The sequence below is a fragment of the Symplocastrum torsivum genome (assembly GCF_059505465.1).
The window spans coordinates 73,584-89,174 of the sequence record NZ_JCACKQ010000115.1 but is presented as its reverse complement, the minus strand read 5'-3'; the positions used below and the strand labels follow the sequence as shown (position 1 = coordinate 89,174).

15 protein-coding genes and 1 riboswitch are annotated in these 15,591 nt (G+C 47.9%); of the genes, 9 read left to right on the top strand and 6 right to left on the bottom strand.

Annotated elements, in window-relative coordinates:
- Positions 1–12 precede the first annotated feature (12 nt).
- Together AC5JL3_RS27960 and AC5JL3_RS27955 are read right to left on the bottom strand one after the other, a co-directional pair.
- The gene (locus tag AC5JL3_RS27960) at positions 13–213 is read right to left on the bottom strand and encodes a CbtB domain-containing protein (protein ID WP_192221431.1); all 201 of its coding nucleotides are present in this window, start codon (positions 211–213) and stop codon (positions 13–15) included.
- A 31-nt stretch (positions 214–244) separates the two neighbouring features.
- Positions 245–395: riboswitch (cobalamin riboswitch) on the bottom strand.
- A 90-nt stretch (positions 396–485) separates the two neighbouring features.
- Positions 486–1,253 carry an HAD-IA family hydrolase gene (locus AC5JL3_RS27955; protein ID WP_496077568.1) on the bottom strand — a complete coding sequence of 256 codons (768 nt, stop codon included), beginning with the start codon at positions 1,251–1,253 and terminating at the stop codon, positions 486–488.
- Between the two features lie 192 nt (positions 1,254–1,445).
- On the opposite strand from AC5JL3_RS27955, the gene AC5JL3_RS27950 reads away from it, so the two are divergent.
- Positions 1,446–2,192: a superoxide dismutase gene (locus AC5JL3_RS27950; protein ID WP_496077567.1), complete on the top strand. Its 747-nt coding sequence runs from the start codon at positions 1,446–1,448 to the stop codon at positions 2,190–2,192.
- A gap of 9 nt (positions 2,193–2,201) precedes the next feature.
- Here AC5JL3_RS27950 and AC5JL3_RS27945 read toward each other — a convergent pair whose 3' ends face one another.
- The 4 genes from AC5JL3_RS27945 to glyS all read right to left on the bottom strand — a co-directional run bounded on the left by AC5JL3_RS27945 (position 2,202) and on the right by glyS (position 8,856).
- Positions 2,202–4,802 (bottom strand): ATP-binding response regulator, encoded by a 2,601-nt coding sequence (locus AC5JL3_RS27945; protein WP_496077566.1) that lies wholly within the window; start codon positions 4,800–4,802, stop codon positions 2,202–2,204.
- Positions 4,803–5,113: 311 nt separating this feature from the next.
- Positions 5,114–6,529 (bottom strand): UDP-N-acetylmuramoyl-L-alanine--D-glutamate ligase, encoded by a 1,416-nt coding sequence (gene murD, locus AC5JL3_RS27940; protein WP_496077565.1) that lies wholly within the window; start codon positions 6,527–6,529, stop codon positions 5,114–5,116.
- On the bottom strand, positions 6,511–6,693 hold the full coding sequence (locus tag AC5JL3_RS27935) for a hypothetical protein (protein WP_496077564.1): 183 nt from the start codon (positions 6,691–6,693) through the stop codon (positions 6,511–6,513). Before AC5JL3_RS27935 ends, murD begins: the two co-directional genes overlap by 19 nt.
- An 18-nt stretch (positions 6,694–6,711) precedes the next feature.
- A complete protein-coding gene (gene glyS, locus AC5JL3_RS27930; RefSeq protein ID WP_496077563.1) occupies positions 6,712–8,856 on the bottom strand; it encodes a glycine--tRNA ligase subunit beta in 2,145 nt (714 codons plus the stop codon).
- Positions 8,857–9,039: 183 nt separating this feature from the next.
- Between glyS and AC5JL3_RS27925 the strand changes: the two genes are divergently transcribed.
- From AC5JL3_RS27925 to AC5JL3_RS27890, 8 genes are all read left to right on the top strand, one after another.
- Positions 9,040–9,258, top strand: coding sequence for a hypothetical protein (locus AC5JL3_RS27925; protein ID WP_496077562.1), 219 nt, complete (start codon positions 9,040–9,042; stop codon positions 9,256–9,258).
- 422 nt (positions 9,259–9,680) lie between these two features.
- On the top strand, positions 9,681–10,790 hold the full coding sequence (nikA, locus tag AC5JL3_RS27920) for a nickel ABC transporter substrate-binding protein (RefSeq protein ID WP_496077561.1): 1,110 nt from the start codon (positions 9,681–9,683) through the stop codon (positions 10,788–10,790).
- Entirely contained in the window at positions 10,739–11,272 is a 534-nt protein-coding gene (locus AC5JL3_RS27915; RefSeq protein WP_496077560.1) for an ABC transporter substrate-binding protein, read from the top strand. Before nikA ends, AC5JL3_RS27915 begins: the two co-directional genes overlap by 52 nt.
- 3 nt (positions 11,273–11,275) lie before the next feature.
- A complete protein-coding gene (nikB, locus tag AC5JL3_RS27910; RefSeq protein ID WP_496077559.1) occupies positions 11,276–12,244 on the top strand; it encodes a nickel ABC transporter permease in 969 nt (322 codons plus the stop codon).
- Positions 12,245–12,259: 15 nt separating this feature from the next.
- The gene (nikC, locus tag AC5JL3_RS27905) at positions 12,260–13,129 is read left to right on the top strand and encodes a nickel ABC transporter permease subunit NikC (protein WP_496077558.1); all 870 of its coding nucleotides are present in this window, start codon (positions 12,260–12,262) and stop codon (positions 13,127–13,129) included.
- A complete protein-coding gene (locus AC5JL3_RS27900) occupies positions 13,122–13,946 on the top strand; it encodes an ABC transporter ATP-binding protein (protein ID WP_496077557.1) in 825 nt (274 codons plus the stop codon). The genes nikC and AC5JL3_RS27900 overlap by 8 nt, the downstream gene beginning before the upstream one ends.
- A complete protein-coding gene (locus AC5JL3_RS27895; RefSeq protein ID WP_496077556.1) occupies positions 13,943–14,788 on the top strand; it encodes an ATP-binding cassette domain-containing protein in 846 nt (281 codons plus the stop codon). The genes AC5JL3_RS27900 and AC5JL3_RS27895 overlap by 4 nt, the downstream gene beginning before the upstream one ends.
- Positions 14,763–15,533 (top strand): class I SAM-dependent methyltransferase, encoded by a 771-nt coding sequence (locus AC5JL3_RS27890; RefSeq protein ID WP_496077555.1) that lies wholly within the window; start codon positions 14,763–14,765, stop codon positions 15,531–15,533. Before AC5JL3_RS27895 ends, AC5JL3_RS27890 begins: the two co-directional genes overlap by 26 nt.
- Positions 15,534–15,591 lie beyond the last annotated feature (58 nt).

The window sequence follows — 15,591 nt, the reverse complement described above, 5'->3', positions numbered from 1 at the left end:
TTGTGCAACGTTCTAGTGGCAACCAACCATCAGGGTATGGTGGCGCACCGAATGCATTTGATTGTGGACAGCCGGATAAGTAGAGAAGTAGACAGTCCAGAGTGTCAGGGCGCACAAGGACGTGTAAAGCGTGGCTTGCACAGGCAAGGACAACGTAACACGAATTGTCTGCTGCCGTAAGGAACCAAGAGTGCTGATTGAAGCGTTTTTCATGTTTTACCTCGATAGTGTATCTCGCACATCAGAAGTTATAACCATATCGGTGGGCATTCTGGCTTTCTTGTTCACAATCTGTGAACTAATTACAGCTGCGGTACAGCGCCGGATTTACACCGAGCTTTCCCCGTTACCTCTGGTGGCTGACCCCCACAAGAACCGATTAGATTTTGGTACTTTAGCACACTTGCTAAGCACGTAAGTAGGTCGGCATTAATATTTGTCGTTGGAGGAAGGCAGAAGGCAGAAGGGAACAGGCTTTTATTCTCTTAGCCTTGGCTAGTGAGCAAGCGATGCGCGAGTGCCATGTCTAGATAACTTTTATCTCCAGCATCACCAGCAAGAACTTTAAAAGGTTGATTCGGTTCTCCGAAATCACTTAACACCAGTATTGCCCCAGTAAAATCTTGGTCTTGCGTGTAATCGTTGACGGTAACAACTGTTTTTAATCCTATTTGAGAAGCCGATGTCAAACCGTGGTGCGAATCCTCAAAAGCAAGGCAGTCCTGTGCTTGTAGGTTCATCTCCTGCAACGCATATTGATAAATATCTGGGGCGGGCTTTTTTGCAGGCACGATGTCACCAGCCGCAATGACTTCAAACCAAGATGGGCTATCTGAACCAAGCGTCTGTTCTAATAACGTAGTGACATTCGACGGGGTAGTTGTTGTTGCGATCGCTAAACGCACATCTTGCTCACGCGCTTCTTTGAGCAATCGTTCCACGCCAGGACGTAAGGGAATTGCTCCTTCCGCTAATACTGAGTGATAATACTTACTCTTAGCCGCGTGTAGGTTAGCGATAAAGCTATCTAAATCTGTAGCTGGCTCAAAATCGGGTAGATACTGCTCCAAGTAAAAGCGAATGCGTTCCTTACCACCTGTGATTGCTAGTAATTCACCATACAACGAGGTTGTCCAGTCCCAATCTAACCCCGCTTCAGCAAAAGCACGATTAAAAGCAACTCGGTGACCATCCCGTTCAGTATCTGCTAACGTTCCATCAACGTCAAAAATCAATGCTTGTAGTTCGCTCATGTAGACTCATTCCCAAGTGTTCTTGAGCTAAGACTACCAGTCCAGGGGTGATAAAGCTTCAAAGACTCAGCTATTCAGATGGCCGACTTCTTTGTTGAAACCTTGATTGCTGCATCTAATCAGAGAAGTCGGGGAGCTGCGGGAAAGGAATATGTAAAACTTGAAACTAACCCTGTCAAGTTTTAACTTCTTATGGCTCTTAATCGTCGCAATTTTCTACTTTTACTAGGTGCCACTACAGGGGCAGCAGCTTTAGGAACATTACCCTCTGTCGCTCAACCGCTTTTGAAATCCCTTGGAGGCACAAAGCAAAATCAAACGGGTGATACCTTCCAACTGCCACCTCTACCCTATGATTACAGTGCTCTGGAACCGCACATTGATGCAGCGACAATGCAGTTCCACCATGATCGGCACCATGCAGCTTATGTCAAAAACTTGAATGATGCGGTAAATAAGTACCCGGACTTAAAAAGCAAGAGTGTAGAACAATTAATTAGTGACCTCAATTCCATACCCGAAGATATTCGGACAACGATACGCAACAATGGTGGCGGTCATATCAACCACACAATGTTTTGGGAAATCATGAGTTCCAATGGTGGTGGAGAACCAACAGGTGCGATCGCAACAGCAATTCAATCGAACTTTGGTAGTTTTGATGAGTTCAAAAAGCAATTTAATGATGCTGGAGCCAAACGTTTTGGTAGTGGTTGGGCTTGGCTCGTTCGTACTCAAGATGGCAAGCTAGCCGTAACCAGTACACAAAACCAAGATAGCCCATTGATGGAGGGTAGTTTTCCAATTATGGGCAACGATGTTTGGGAACACGCCTATTACTTGAAATACCAAAACAAACGGGCTGATTATTTAAACGCTTGGTGGAATGTTGTTAACTGGAATGAAGTGAACAAGCGTTTTGAGCAAGCAATGGCTTGACCTGCTGATTCAGCCAAGATAGCGGATTGGCTTGGGCGTAACTGTTAGGGGGAGAGTAACTGTAAATGTTGCGCCTTGTCCAACTCCGGGACTTTCTACTTGGATTTTCCCATCATGGAGTTGTACCAATTGCCGTACAATTGCTAAGCCCAGCCCTAATCCACCATGCGTTCTTGTCCTTGAACTATCTCCTTGACGGAAGTAATCAAAAACATGAGGTAGAAACTCAGCACTGATACCAATACCTGTATCGTTGACCTGAATCCGAGCCTGATCATTTTGGCACTCAAGTCGAATATCAACTCGCCCACCTTTTGCAGTAAATTTAATTGCATTAGTTAATAAACTTTCAACAATCTGTTGCAAACGGTCTGGCTGTCCGGAAACCAAACCGACTGAGGTATCAAGGAAAGACTCAAGTTGAATCGCTTTCGCCTCACTCGCTGTCTGCACAGTACTAACAGCGGCTTCAATAATGGGTTTAAGCGCAACTGGATGCTTATCCAGGAGGAGCTTTCCTCGAAGCAGACGTGAGATATCTAAGAGATTTTCAACGAGTTGTATTTGTAACTTAGCATTGCGCTCGATTGTCTCAAGGGCACGAGCTTTTGTTGATTCATTCGGCTTGCGGTTACGCAAGATTTGAGCGCCTAAAAGGACAGCGTTGAGGGGAGTACGCAGTTCGTGAGAGACAATAGCTAAAAACTCATCCTTCAAGCGGTTCGCTTCCTCTAATTCCTGTGTCTGCTCCTGTAAGGTTTCTAGGGCGATTTGTAACTCCCTCCTGCCGAGGGTGACTTCCTGTGCCAATACTTCCAAATCTTGATTTTGGCTGTCTAACTCCTGTTGCAATAAATCTCGAACCCGCTTGATCGCAATCAGGTTACCAACTCGCGCTCGTAGCTCCTCAATCGAGAAAGGTTTCATCAGGTAGTCCTGAGCGCCAGAGCGCAAAAGCTGCACTCTTAGTTGGTCATCTGCCTTAGCGGTAAGAAGAATAATTGGGGTAGTATCCAGTTCGGGGTGAGTTCGTAGCTGCTGCACTAACTTGTCGCCACTCATTTGGGGCATCATCACGTCGCTGAGGATGAGATCGGGATGCAGTGCGATCGCATTCTCCAAACCCTCCTGACCATTAAAGCTAGTAGCAGTGCGATATTCAGTTGCTAAGGTTTGTTCAACGAACTGATTCATTTCTGGATTGTCTTCGATCACCAGTACCAACGGTTTCCCCGCCTCCGGCTCCGAAGTTGTGCCAATCTTCTGACTAGAAGTGCGTAGTTGCTCCAGCACGGGAAGAGCGATTTCTTCCGCATTACTCGGTTCGCCTCCCGTCTTAGACACTCTCGACTCTGGCGGAGCAACGAGCGGTAGCTCGACTGTAAAGATAGCTCCCCCGCCTAGAGCATCACTAACTCTGATTGTGCCGCCATGTAGCTCCACAAATTCTTTGACAATCGCTAACCCTAACCCAGTACCACCAAAGCGACGAGTAGACCCTCCATCCCCTTGGCTGAAGCGCTCGAAAATCTTTTCCCGTAGCTCGTTCGGCACTCCTGGACCACTATCAGAGATTGCAATTACGGCACGCTCAACTACAGCACCCTCTTTTAATTGATCAGTCGGGTTGGGATGGCTAGACAAGACGCAGTGGATACGCCCACCTTGGGGAGTGAACTTAAAGGCATTGGAGAGGAGGTTTAAGAGGACGCGCTGCACCTTGTGGGCATCGACCTGTGCAAAGACAGACTCTGGTGTCTCAATGGCAAAGGATATTTGACGCTCTGGTGCCAATCCGTCGAAGTTAGCAGCCGTCAGGCGTACTAGTTGCGCCAAGTCAACTTCAACGTAGTCGATGTCCATCTTCCCTGCCTCCAGTTTGGAGACATCAAGCAGGTCATTAACCTGTTTGAGGAGGAGGCGGGCGTTACGGTCTACCACTTCCAGGTCGTGACGTTGCTCCTCGTGTAGTCCTCCTGCTGTCAGCAGCTTCTCAGTCGATCCTAAGATTAGAGCTAGGGGAGTCCGTAGCTCATGGCTGACATTGGCGAAGAATTGAGTTTTGAGTTGGTCAAGTTCCTTTAGCTTGCCGTAGAGTGTCTCCAACTCTTGGTTTGCTGTCTCCAAGTGCAAGCGGCGTTCTTCAGAGAGCTTGGCTTCTTGAATCAGTGCCAGCGCCTTTGGTACTAATGGCGGTAAAGCGATCGCTGTGGTTATGGATGCTACAGCAGTCAGCGCTTTCAGTCCTCCTGATAGCCAATAGACGGGTCGCCACAATGTCCAGACATCCATAAAATGGGTACTAGCACAGGCAACGATGAAAGAACCAAAGGCAAGGAACATCCAATGAAATGGGATTTCTTTACGAGTTTTATGAACCAAGTAGGCAAGCGTGGCTGAAATGGCGACGTAAGCCAGGGCGATTAGAGAATCTGAGGCAGCATGGAGCCAGACTAACCCTGGTTTCCACAGGTAGCAATGCCCGTGGGGAATAAAACCGTTCCCAGCTAAGAGATCTTGCGACACCCCTGACCATAACAGTATCAGTGCTACCATAATGCCTATGACAGCGGCGCTATAGCCAAGGTTTTCTCGGTCAGTTCGTATCATTCTTTTGTTAAGGTTCCAGATTCTCCGATCCTGTTTCAATGCCCTAAGCGTGCAAAGCTTCAGTCTCTCTGTTATTTCTATTTTCTAGATATAGCTTCAATCTATCAACTTCAAAGCAAGGAAACATCTGTCTGCAGGATTTCCGGCGGTGATTAGAGCGATGAATGTTGTTTGTTGTTTGTTAAAGAATTATATAAATAACCAATAACCAACAACAAATAACATTTTTATGCCACGTCTAAATGACCGAAACCATAGCACCCATTGACTTCCTCTGAGATGAGAGTGTTAACTAAAGACGAGCGATCGCACTAATGCAGCAACTGCTGGCACAATTGACGGAAATCATCGCCCCGATGCTCAAAGCTTTGATACTGGTCGAAACTCGCGCAAGCGGGTGAAAGTAGAACCACACGGGCATCATACTGTTGGGCAAGTTCAGCCGCCCTCGGCACAGCCAGCACCATTGTTTCGACAATCTCGTATCGATCATAACCAGCTTGCTTCAAACGTTCGGCAAAGGCAGTCGCAGCATCACCGATGAGTAAGACAGCCGCCGCTTTTGCTTGAATTGCTTCAATCCAACGGGTATCATCACCCGCTTTCGCTTCACCACCCGCAATTAGGATAGTAGGCGTTGCAACCGAGGCTAATCCAACCTCTGCGGCATCGTAGTTAGTGGCTTTACTGTCATTGATGAAGTCAATTCCCGCAAGAGTGATGATATGTTCGAGGCGATGGGGAACACCGGGGAAATTTGCGATCGCTTTTTGGATTGCCTCTTTCTCAATACCTGCTAACCGTGCGGTGGCGACTGCCATCAACAAATTCTGCTGATTGTGTTCGCCCACCATCCGCAGAGATGCTGTCTGCACAATTGGCTCATTCTGGGCGATTACCCAGCCATCTTCGATGTAGATTCCCCGTTGTGGATCGCCTAATAAATACTCTTTGCCTTTTACACTAGTCCAATAAGCATCAGGCCAGTGATTAATACCCATATTGCGTAGATAAGGGTCATCACCGTTGAAGACTTGGTTATGCGATCGCTTTAAGAGTTTGGCTTTGATGTCGTAGTAATTTTCTAGTGTCTGATGACGGCTAAGGTGGTCGGGTGTAAATGTTGTCCAAACACCAATCTGAGGTGCAAGGTCACGCGAAGATTCAATTTGATAACTACTAACCTCCGCAATTACCCAATCCACATTTGTTTGTTGTCCCTTGTCCAACTCTGCCTTTGCCCCTCCTTGGTAAGGGGTTGGGGGAGTAGAAACTGACAAAGCAACTTCACACGCAGCATAGCCAATGTTGCCGCAAGCAGGAGCCTGAAATCCAGCCGTTTGGAAAATTGCCGCAATCAAGGCAGTCGTTGTGGTTTTGCCATTCGTGCCAGTGATACCTACCCAAGGAATCGATTGGAGATGTCGCCAAGCCAGTTCCATCTCACCAATCGTATCGATACCTCGGTTTCTCGCTTCAACCAATACAGGAATATCCCAAGGAACACCGGGGCTGACGACAATGAGTTGCGGTAAGTCTGAGTCGTTTAGCGCCAAGGAATAACCTAGCTTGACGGTAATACCTTGACTTAAAAGTTCCTGTTGTTGTTGGTGTAGGGTTTCGGAGGTATTGCGGTCACTCAGTATCACCTCCCAACCTTCCTGCTGAAGGAGACGTGCGGCGGCGATTCCGGAGCGTCCTAAACCAATTACCTGAGCATTGGGCATAAATTAAAAGGCAGAAGTCCCTGGTTGAGCATCCCCCATACTATCCAGGGAACCATGCCATTGCCAATTCCCAATTCCCAATTCCCAATTCCCAATTCCCCATTCCCAATTCCCCATTCCCAATTCCCCATTCCCAAAAACCCAGAAATTTGTACCTCATCCATATGAGAACCGCTATAACTCTAACTTTTCACGATCGCGCCAAAATCAGCCAGTACACGCGCATGATTCCGCAGTAACCCTAATAGATTTAAACGATTACGTCGGATTTCTGGATCGGGGTCTATTACCAAAACACTGTCAGCGCCATCAAAGAAGGTGCTAACTGTAGGAGCAATATTTGCTAAAGCGTCTACCAGTTGTTGGTAATTCCGCTGTTGTTGAGCCGCCTGAGTCTGCGGAACTAATTTTACAAGGGCATCGTAGAAGGCTTGTTCTGAAGACTTTTGGAATAATTCTGGATTCACCAGAGAACTGGGTTCTAACCGGGTAGTATCCAAATCCCCTTGAGCGGCTAAACGGGTAGAACGGTTAACGGTTTCGTAAATTTCTTCTAGCTTACTGTTATTACGGATGGACTGGAGGAACAAGGCGCGATCGCGTACATCCAACAAATCTTTGAGTGCCCGTTCCGTATATTCAGCATCATTCTCTCCCAGAACTGCATTTACCAAGTCATAGTCAATACGGCGTTCTTCTTGTAGCAGTGTGCGAATGCGTTGCAAGAAAAATTCTTCTAAAGCAGCAACGGGTGACTCTTGTTTAGAAAAGGTGGCGATAAAATCTGCCGCAACTTGGGTTAATAACTGCTGTAAGTTGATAGGTAAGTCAGCATCCCAAGTAATATTAATCACCGCATTCGCGGCACGACGCAAAGCGAAAGGGTCAGAGGAGCCTGTTGGTAGCATCCCCAGTCCGAAGATACTCACCAAAGTATCCAGACGGTCAGCTAATCCTACAACTCGACCTGTCAGTGTTTGAGGTAGCTTATCCCCCGCTCCTTTGGGTAAATAATGCTCAAAAATTGCTGTTGCTACTGCCTCTGATTCTCCACTAACTGCTGCATATTTGGAACCCATTACCCCTTGCAATTCAGGAAACTCGTAGACCATCTGGGTAACGAGGTCAGCTTTACAAAGCAAAGCCGCCCGTAAAATATCAGTACGCTCTGAAGCGGATACTTGTAATTGGTCAGCAATTTGACCTGCAATTTTCTCAATGCGCTCTACCTTCTGGCGCACTGAACCCAACTCGTCCTGAAATGTCACTTTCTCTAACTTGGGTAAGTAGCTAGCTAGAGGTGAGGCTAAGTCGGTTTTGTAGAAATATTGACCATCTGCTAATCGAGCTTTAATAACCCGCTCGTTTCCTGCTGCAATAATCTCTGATTTAGCAGGGTCACCGTTAGAAATGGTAATGAAGTAAGGGAGTAATTCGCCGTTTTCTTCGTTCTTGAACACAGGGAAGTAGCGCTGGTGAGTCACCATTACTTCTGTAATGACCTCTGATGGTAGACTCAAGAACTCTGGGTCAAATTTCCCGACAACGGCTGTTGGCCATTCCACTAAGTGAGTCACTTCTGCGAACAATTCCTCATACAGTGGTGCCTGACCAGACAACTCTTGAGCGGCTGCCTTCACTTGTGATTGAATGTTACTTCTACGCTCTGAGGGGTCTACAGCAATAAAGCCAGAGTGGAGAGACTGTACATAATCCAATGCCTGAGGAATGTGAATCGGTTCTGGATGTAAGATGCGATGCCCACGGGAAATGCGATCGCTTTTAATTATCTCTGCACCACTGATCAACTCAACTGGCAACACAGCATCATCGATCAGTGCCACCAACCAGCGAATCGGTCGGGAAAACCTGAAGTCTCCATTTGCCCAGCGCATAAACCGCTTTCCTTCCAACCCGGAAATCCATTGAGGAATCAGTTCGGTTAAAATTTCGGTTGCTGGACGACCCGCAGTTTTTTTGAGAACAAAGACAAATTCTCCTTTGTCTGTATCTCTTACTTCCAGGGCATCCAATTCTACCCCTTGCTTACGAGCAAACCCAACGGCTGCTTGTGTGGGTTGACCATCTTTGAATGCTGCCTTTGCAGGTGGCCCTTTTACTTCTTCTTCCCGATCAGGTTGCTGCGCGGGTAGCCCTTTAATCAGGAGGGCAAGGCGGCGGGGTGTTCCGTAAACCTCAATTGCCGACTGTGTAAGGAATTGCTCATTGAGGGATTTGGGAAGGCGCGATTGCCATTGTGCGATCGCATCATCGACAAAGCTTGCAGGTAATTCTTCTGTACCAACTTCTAATAAAAATGTAGGCATAGCGCACTGTCTTTAACAATTGAGGGCTAGAGGTTACAAGCCGCTTTCAACAGTTTACCTTGCAGTAATGTTTTCCATTCCGCGCTTGCTCTGCCTTTAACAGTGACTACAGATAGATGTTCATTTGACTAAATTGGAGCGATTCTAAGACGAGAAGCCAAAAACACTGTCAGGAGTTGAGCAATGACACAGGACAAAGCAAGACAACAAGACCAGGAAGCTGCCTCTGTCGCTAGCGACCCGACATTGAATAAAGAAGCTGTCGATGAAGTAGTTGAACAGTACGAGAGAAGTGCCAACTCGGACGATGACAAAGAACTTGACGTATCTACTCAAAAAGAATTAGGTGATGTCGAACGGGCACTAGAAGATTCAGTCCTTGGCATGGACGATGCTTCTTAATACTCAGTTGCGTTTAAACCCACCTTCGGCACCTTAAAGTGTCACACCCCTATTTATTCAAATTGAAGCAAATTTTTTCAAAAATTAGCTGAGTGCTGAAGAGTTGCTTCACTTGAGGCACTTGCTATGATTTCGACCCGGACAAAATTTAGCTAATAAATAAGTTTTTGATTTGGCAACGACCTGATCAACTAGTGTCTGTCTGAAAACTATTGGAGTTTTTGGGCTGAAACTCTCACAGCAGACCTAGATAGGTTTTGAATAAGTCATTTCCAACTGGACAGATAATCGAAATTGGAAAACAAGTTTAAGAGTAGCTGAATATCCCCCCTGCCTGCATTGTGACTTAGCCGTAGAAATGATAATCATTAATGCGGGGCAGGGTTATAGAGGCTCCCACTCTTTGTTTTCAGGCTTCACCGATGAAAAAGTTCTTTACTTATGTGCTGATTGCGATCGCTGCCGTAGTGGTTATTGTTCTACCAAGCTGTGTGCAGCAGCAAGCAGCAGCCCCCAAACGTTCGGAACTGACTTTTTCCTGGTCGCAAGATGTGGGACCGCTGAATCCACATATGTATGATCCCAGCCAAATGTTCGCTCAAGATATGATTTTTGAGCCATTGGTCAACTACAGTCGCGGGGGTAAGATTCGGCCCGGATTGGCAGAAAGCTGGGACGTTGCTCCAGATGGTAAGTTGATCACGTTTCAACTGCGGCAGGGGGTCAATTTCTCTGACGGTACACCCTTTAATGCGACCGCCGCAAAAGCGAATTTTGATCAGGTGTTGCAGAATCGCCAAGAGCATGAGTGGTTGGGATTAATTGATGCGATTGATCGGGTTGAAGCCCAAGGCGATTCGGTTCTGAAGTTGTATCTGAAGACTCCCTATTATCCAGCATTACAGGAATTGACGTTGATTCGTCCAGTCCGCTTTTTATCCCCGGCGGCGTTTCCCGACAGCGGCACGACCGCAAAGGGCATCAAAGCCCCGATTGGGACTGGACCCTGGACACTCGCTAACTACCAAAAGGACAATCAGGCGGTTTTCAAACGCAACGAAACCTATTGGGGTGAAAAACCAACAATCGAACAAATTACCGTCAAGGTGATTCCAGATGGGGAGACGCGAGTGCTGGCGTTTGAGAAAGGGGAGCTTGATTTGGTTTATGGCAACGGCGAAATTAACCTCGATTCGTTTAAACAGATGCGCGATTCAGGGCAATATACGGCACAAGTCTCGCAGCCGCTAAATACCCGTGCGATCGCTATTAATTCTGCTCGCGGAGCGACACAAGACCTGAAAGTACGACAGGCAATTCAACATAGCGTCAATAAAGATGCGATTATCTCCGCGATTTTCTACGGTACAGAAAAGAAAGCCGATACCTACTTTTCAACAGAAGTCCCCTACGCCAATATCGGACTGCAACCCTATGCCTATGATGTGGAGCGAGCAAAAGCCCTGTTGAATGAAGCGGGATGCAGCAACCCACTGGACAGAGTATTCGCCAAAAAGACGGGCAGCCGTTGACGCTTGATTTGTCCTTTAGTGGCAAAAACAATGTGGATAAGGCGATCGCAGAAGCCATTCAAGCCGATCTAAAAGCTGTCGGCATAGATCTAAAGTTACTGGGAGAAGAAGAACAGTCCTGGTCTGATCGCCAAACTAGCGGTGAGTTTAACTTAATCTTCAACGACACTTGGGGACCGCCCTACGAACCTCAAGCGATGGTGTCTTCGATGCGAAAACCCTCGCACGCTGACTACGAAGCTCAATCAGGACTGCCGATGAAAGCAGAAATCGATCAAAACATTGGCAAGGTGCTACTCTCCACTGATGAAACGGCGCGTCAACAGCTCTATCGCGATATTCTCACTAGCCTGCACGAACAGGCGGTTTACCTGCCCATTTCCTACTCAACCAACATTGCGGTTCTGCATAAAAACCTGAGTGGATTTGAATTTATGCCGCAGGCAAATCAAGTGCCACTGAGTAAGCTGAGTAAATCTTAAGGAATGGGTGAAACTCTCTTGAAGCGACTGACACAGCACTATGTTTTCCAGCGAGTCTTACAACTTGTTCCTGTACTATTCGGCATTTCGTTAGTCACATTCTTGTTAATTCAACTGATGCCAAGCGATCCGGCAACGGTTGTGCTGCGCTCGATGAATGTACCAACTACCCCAGAAGCGATCGCTGCTATGCGTGAAAAGCTGGGACTCGATCGCCCTCTAGTAGTGCAATATCTAAGCTGGCTCTGGCGAGTACTGCATCTTGACTTTGGGCGATCGTTTGTCACGGATGAACCCGTGCTGCAATCAGTGTTGTACTACGCTCCGACCACATTGATGCTCACAACCTGTGCCGCCGCCCTGATTTTAGTCATCGGTTTACCGATGGGTATTTTAGCAGCCCTGTATCGAGACAGTTGGTTCGATCAAGCCAGTCGCCTATTTACCTATACCGGGACAGCCATGCCAAATTTCTGGCTCGGATTTTTGCTGCTCTATTTGTTCAGCTACAAGCTGGGCTGGTTTTCGGTGACGAGTCGTGGCTCACTTGCAGACTGGATTTTGCCTGCCATTACCTTAGCCTGGACTCCCGCTGCCATCTATGCCCGTCTGTTGCGAAGCAGTATGCTCGACAGTTTAAGTCAAAACTATGTGCTGTATGCCAGAGCCAGAGGGTTACTGGAACGGTTGATCGTCAGTCGTTATGTGCTGAAGAATGCCATCCTGCCCGTTGTCACGGTTTTCGGGTTGAGTATTGCTCAACTCCTATCAGGCACCGTCATTGTTGAAAATGTGTTTGCACTACCAGGATTGGGACGCTTCGCCGTTGAGTCAATTCTGAATCGCGATTATCCCGTTGTGCAGTGCTATGTTTGCTTAACTGCCATGCTATTTGTGTGCATTAATTTGATGATCGATTTAACTTACACCTATCTCGATCCACGCATTCGTTTGGGTAAACAGGAAGACTAACCGGAGAAAACATTGATGTCTCTACTGCGTCAATTACTACAGCACAAAATTGCTTGGATTGGGTTAAGTCTGATCGTCGTGATTCTACTCATGGCTTTATTTGCGCCAGTGATTGCCCCCCATGACCCCTTACAGGTCGATCTGATGCAGAAGCTGCAACCTGCGAGTTTCACCTATCCCCTGGGAACTGATCATCTGGGACGATGCATCTTATCCCGGTTGATCTATGGATCGCGAGTATCGTTATCTGTTGCCCTGATGGTGGTGGCATTAACAACAGCAATTAGCCTTGTCGTTGGCATGGTTTCAGGCTATGTGGGCGGCAAAGTCGATACCTTGCTGATGCGAATCTGCGATGTCTTTCTAGCGTTTCCCAGTCTGATTCTGTCGCTGGCAGTTGCTGGCATTTTGGGTGGTGGGCTGTTCAACCTCGTGTTGGCATTGGTGGCATCACATTGGGCTTGGTATGCCCGAATTGTGCGAAGCCGCGTTCTCAGCGTTAAAGAAAGCGATTTTGTTAAAGCTGCCATTGTTTCTGGCACCCAACGGTTACCGCTGATGCTGCGGCATATTGTGCCTTACACACTGGCAGAACTGGCAATTCTGGCTTCCCTCGACTTGAGCCACATAATTCTGCATATTGCTGGCTTGTCATTTCTCGGACTGGGCATTCAGCCGCCTACAGCAGAATGGGGGGCAATGCTAAATGACGGACGCGATTTTTTCCGCCGAGTTCCCTCACTCATGTTCTACCCAGGATTAATGATTTTCATCGTCAGTCTGTCGTTTAATTTTGTGGGTGATGCCTTGCGGGATGCGCTCGATCCGCGCACTGAACGGCGGGTGCAAGTGGAAACCCTCACCTCAAAATTGCAAAATGGTTGAAGCCTTGCTGAGCGTGAATCATCTGCGGACTGTGCTACCCGAACGACGCAGCAATCGCCGAAGGCGGGACGTAAGCGATCGCGAAATCGTGCGCGGTGTTAGCTTTCACCTCCAGCAAGGAAAAGTGTTGGGCATTATTGGTGAAAGCGGTTGCGGCAAGAGTGCAACCTGTCTGTCTATTCTAAGATTATTCAGATCGGCAATTATTCGAGGCAGCATCCAGCTTGCAGGAACAGAAATTACTCGACTGAATGAAGCCGAGATGCGGCAGGTTCGGGGGCGGCAAATTGGCATGATTTTGCAAAATCCGGCTAGCTTTTTCAATCCGATCGCTTCGATTGGACAGCAGTTTGTTGACACGCTGCATTCCCATCAGACCTTGACTCGCTCGACTGCTCGATCAGTCGCTACAGAGCATCTGGCAGCCGTCGGGTTAACACGACCGCAACAGCTCTTGCAGCAATTTCCGTTTCAACTGAGTGGCGGTATGTTGCAACGGGTGATGATTGCGATCGCGCTGGCACTCCAGCCCAAAGTGTTGATTGCGGATGAACCCACTACGGCTCTGGATGTGATTACGCAAATGCAAATCCTACAGTTATTAGATCAGCTTCAGCAGCAAACCCACTGCGCGATTCTGTTAGTGACGCATGACTTGGGTGTGATTGCTCAACTGGCGGATGACGTGGCGGTGATGTACAACGGTGAATTCGTTGAACAGTCTCCTGTTGCTCAACTTTTCGATCAGCCACAACACCCTTACACGCGATCGCTCTTTGCCGCTCGCTTAAGTCATCGTAGGGAGGGAGGGCGATGATTTTGTCGGTGCGTCATTTGACAAAAACCTATCAACTCAGAATGGGCTGGGGTGGCAAGCGGCAAATCATTCAGGCACTTCGAGAGGTTTCGATCAACATTCAGCCTGGCACTTGTCTGGGTATCGTCGGAGCGAGCGGAGCCGGAAAAAGCACCTTGGGGCGACTCGTGTTGGGGTTAGAGCGACCAGACGCAGGCGAAATTTGGTTTCAAGGAGAGGAACTGGGACACCTTTCACTCCGAGAGTGGTATCGGGTGCGGCAAAACATGCAGGTCGTTTTTCAAGATAGTTTTAGTGCAGTTAATCCCCGGCTGAAGGCTCAAGACATCATTAGTGAACCGATGCGAAATTACCTCAACCTCACCAACTCAGAGGTTGCTCAGCAAGTCATGCATCTCCTAGAAACGGTTGGTTTAACAGCGAGTGATGCAAACAAATATCCCCATCAATTCAGTGGCGGACAGTTGCAGCGTGTCAGCATTGCCAGAGCGATCGCACTCAAGCCCAAGCTGATTGTGCTAGATGAACCCGTTGCCAGTCTGGATATGTCCATTCAGGCGCAAATTCTTGATTTACTGCTCCAGCTCAAGCAACAATTTAGCCTGTCCTATCTGTTTATTACCCACGATTTAACTGCCGTTGCTTACCTGGCTGATGCCATTGCCGTGATGCAATCGGGTGAGATTGTCGAATCGCTCGATACTGTCAATCTCAATCAGTTGAGCCATCCCTATTCTCAGCAGCTAATCGCAGCACAACTCCCGTCCCACCCAAGCGATCGCAAATCCTTTCCATCTAATCTGCTTCCTAATTCCTATGAGCAATCTTCAATCTCAAGTTAACTGGCAACACTGGCTTCATCGCTGGGATGCTCAGCAGAGTGGTTATCTGCCCTTACGAGAAGAACGGTTTCAAGTCATGCTCAATGCATTGGCGCTGACGATGCCAGAATCGTTTACCGCGCTAGATCTGGCGTGTGGTCCGGGTGCAATTAGTCAGCGGTTGTTACAGCGATTTCCCCATGCCCGTTGTATCGGCGTTGATTATGATCCCGTTCTGTTAGCCATTGGTCAAGGGGCATTGGGGACAATCGGCGATCGCCTACGCTGGGTCGAAGCAGACTTGACGCAGGAGGATTGGGTAAAGTTGCTGGGTGACACTCAGGTTGATGCTGTTTTAAGCACAACAGCTCTGCATTGGCTACCAAGCGATCGACTAGTAAAGCTGTATCAGCAGCTTGGACAACTGGTACGTCCTGGTGGTGTGTTTCTCAATGGCGATCATCTCTACTTTCCGCCACATCTAGAGACGTTCAACCGTTTGGCAAAAAGGGTACAGGTGCAACAGGAACAGCAGGCGTTTATCGAGAACAATCAAGAAGACTGGAAACGCTGGTGGCAGGCGATCGCAGACGAACCAGATTTCAAAGCATTACTCGAAGAACGACAACGCCGATTTGCACCAAGAGCTACCGAAAATGAACCGACGCTGGCAATTCACGTAGCAGCACTGCAAGAAGCTGGTTTTCGCGAGGTTGAGACCATCTGGCAACGTTGGGATGATCGGATTTTGGTGGCAATCCGTTAAAGGCTGAACTCAGCAGTGGTATACCGCTGATTAAGCTCCATTTTGATCTCGAAGAGAA

What these genes read in the sequence shown, in the direction of transcription:
- AC5JL3_RS27925 (WP_496077562.1), top strand. Translation starts at nt 9,040, where the DNA reads ATGACACAGGACAAAGCAAGACAACAAGACCAGGAAGCTGCCTCTGTC.
- AC5JL3_RS27915 (WP_496077560.1), top strand. Translation starts at nt 10,739, where the DNA reads ATGCAGCAACCCACTGGACAGAGTATTCGCCAAAAAGACGGGCAGCCG.
- glyS (WP_496077563.1), bottom strand. Translation starts at nt 8,856, where the DNA reads ATGCCTACATTTTTATTAGAAGTTGGTACAGAAGAATTACCTGCAAGC.
- AC5JL3_RS27890 (WP_496077555.1), top strand. Translation starts at nt 14,763, where the DNA reads ATGAGCAATCTTCAATCTCAAGTTAACTGGCAACACTGGCTTCATCGC.
- AC5JL3_RS27955 (WP_496077568.1), bottom strand. Translation starts at nt 1,253, where the DNA reads ATGAGCGAACTACAAGCATTGATTTTTGACGTTGATGGAACGTTAGCA.
- murD (WP_496077565.1), bottom strand. Translation starts at nt 6,529, where the DNA reads ATGCCCAATGCTCAGGTAATTGGTTTAGGACGCTCCGGAATCGCCGCC.
- AC5JL3_RS27950 (WP_496077567.1), top strand. Translation starts at nt 1,446, where the DNA reads ATGGCTCTTAATCGTCGCAATTTTCTACTTTTACTAGGTGCCACTACA.
- nikB (WP_496077559.1), top strand. Translation starts at nt 11,276, where the DNA reads ATGGGTGAAACTCTCTTGAAGCGACTGACACAGCACTATGTTTTCCAG.
- AC5JL3_RS27960 (WP_192221431.1), bottom strand. Translation starts at nt 213, where the DNA reads ATGAAAAACGCTTCAATCAGCACTCTTGGTTCCTTACGGCAGCAGACA.
- AC5JL3_RS27895 (WP_496077556.1), top strand. Translation starts at nt 13,943, where the DNA reads ATGATTTTGTCGGTGCGTCATTTGACAAAAACCTATCAACTCAGAATG.
- AC5JL3_RS27945 (WP_496077566.1), bottom strand. Translation starts at nt 4,802, where the DNA reads ATGATACGAACTGACCGAGAAAACCTTGGCTATAGCGCCGCTGTCATA.
- nikC (WP_496077558.1), top strand. Translation starts at nt 12,260, where the DNA reads ATGTCTCTACTGCGTCAATTACTACAGCACAAAATTGCTTGGATTGGG.
- AC5JL3_RS27935 (WP_496077564.1), bottom strand. Translation starts at nt 6,693, where the DNA reads ATGGATGAGGTACAAATTTCTGGGTTTTTGGGAATGGGGAATTGGGAA.
- nikA (WP_496077561.1), top strand. Translation starts at nt 9,681, where the DNA reads ATGAAAAAGTTCTTTACTTATGTGCTGATTGCGATCGCTGCCGTAGTG.
- AC5JL3_RS27900 (WP_496077557.1), top strand. Translation starts at nt 13,122, where the DNA reads ATGGTTGAAGCCTTGCTGAGCGTGAATCATCTGCGGACTGTGCTACCC.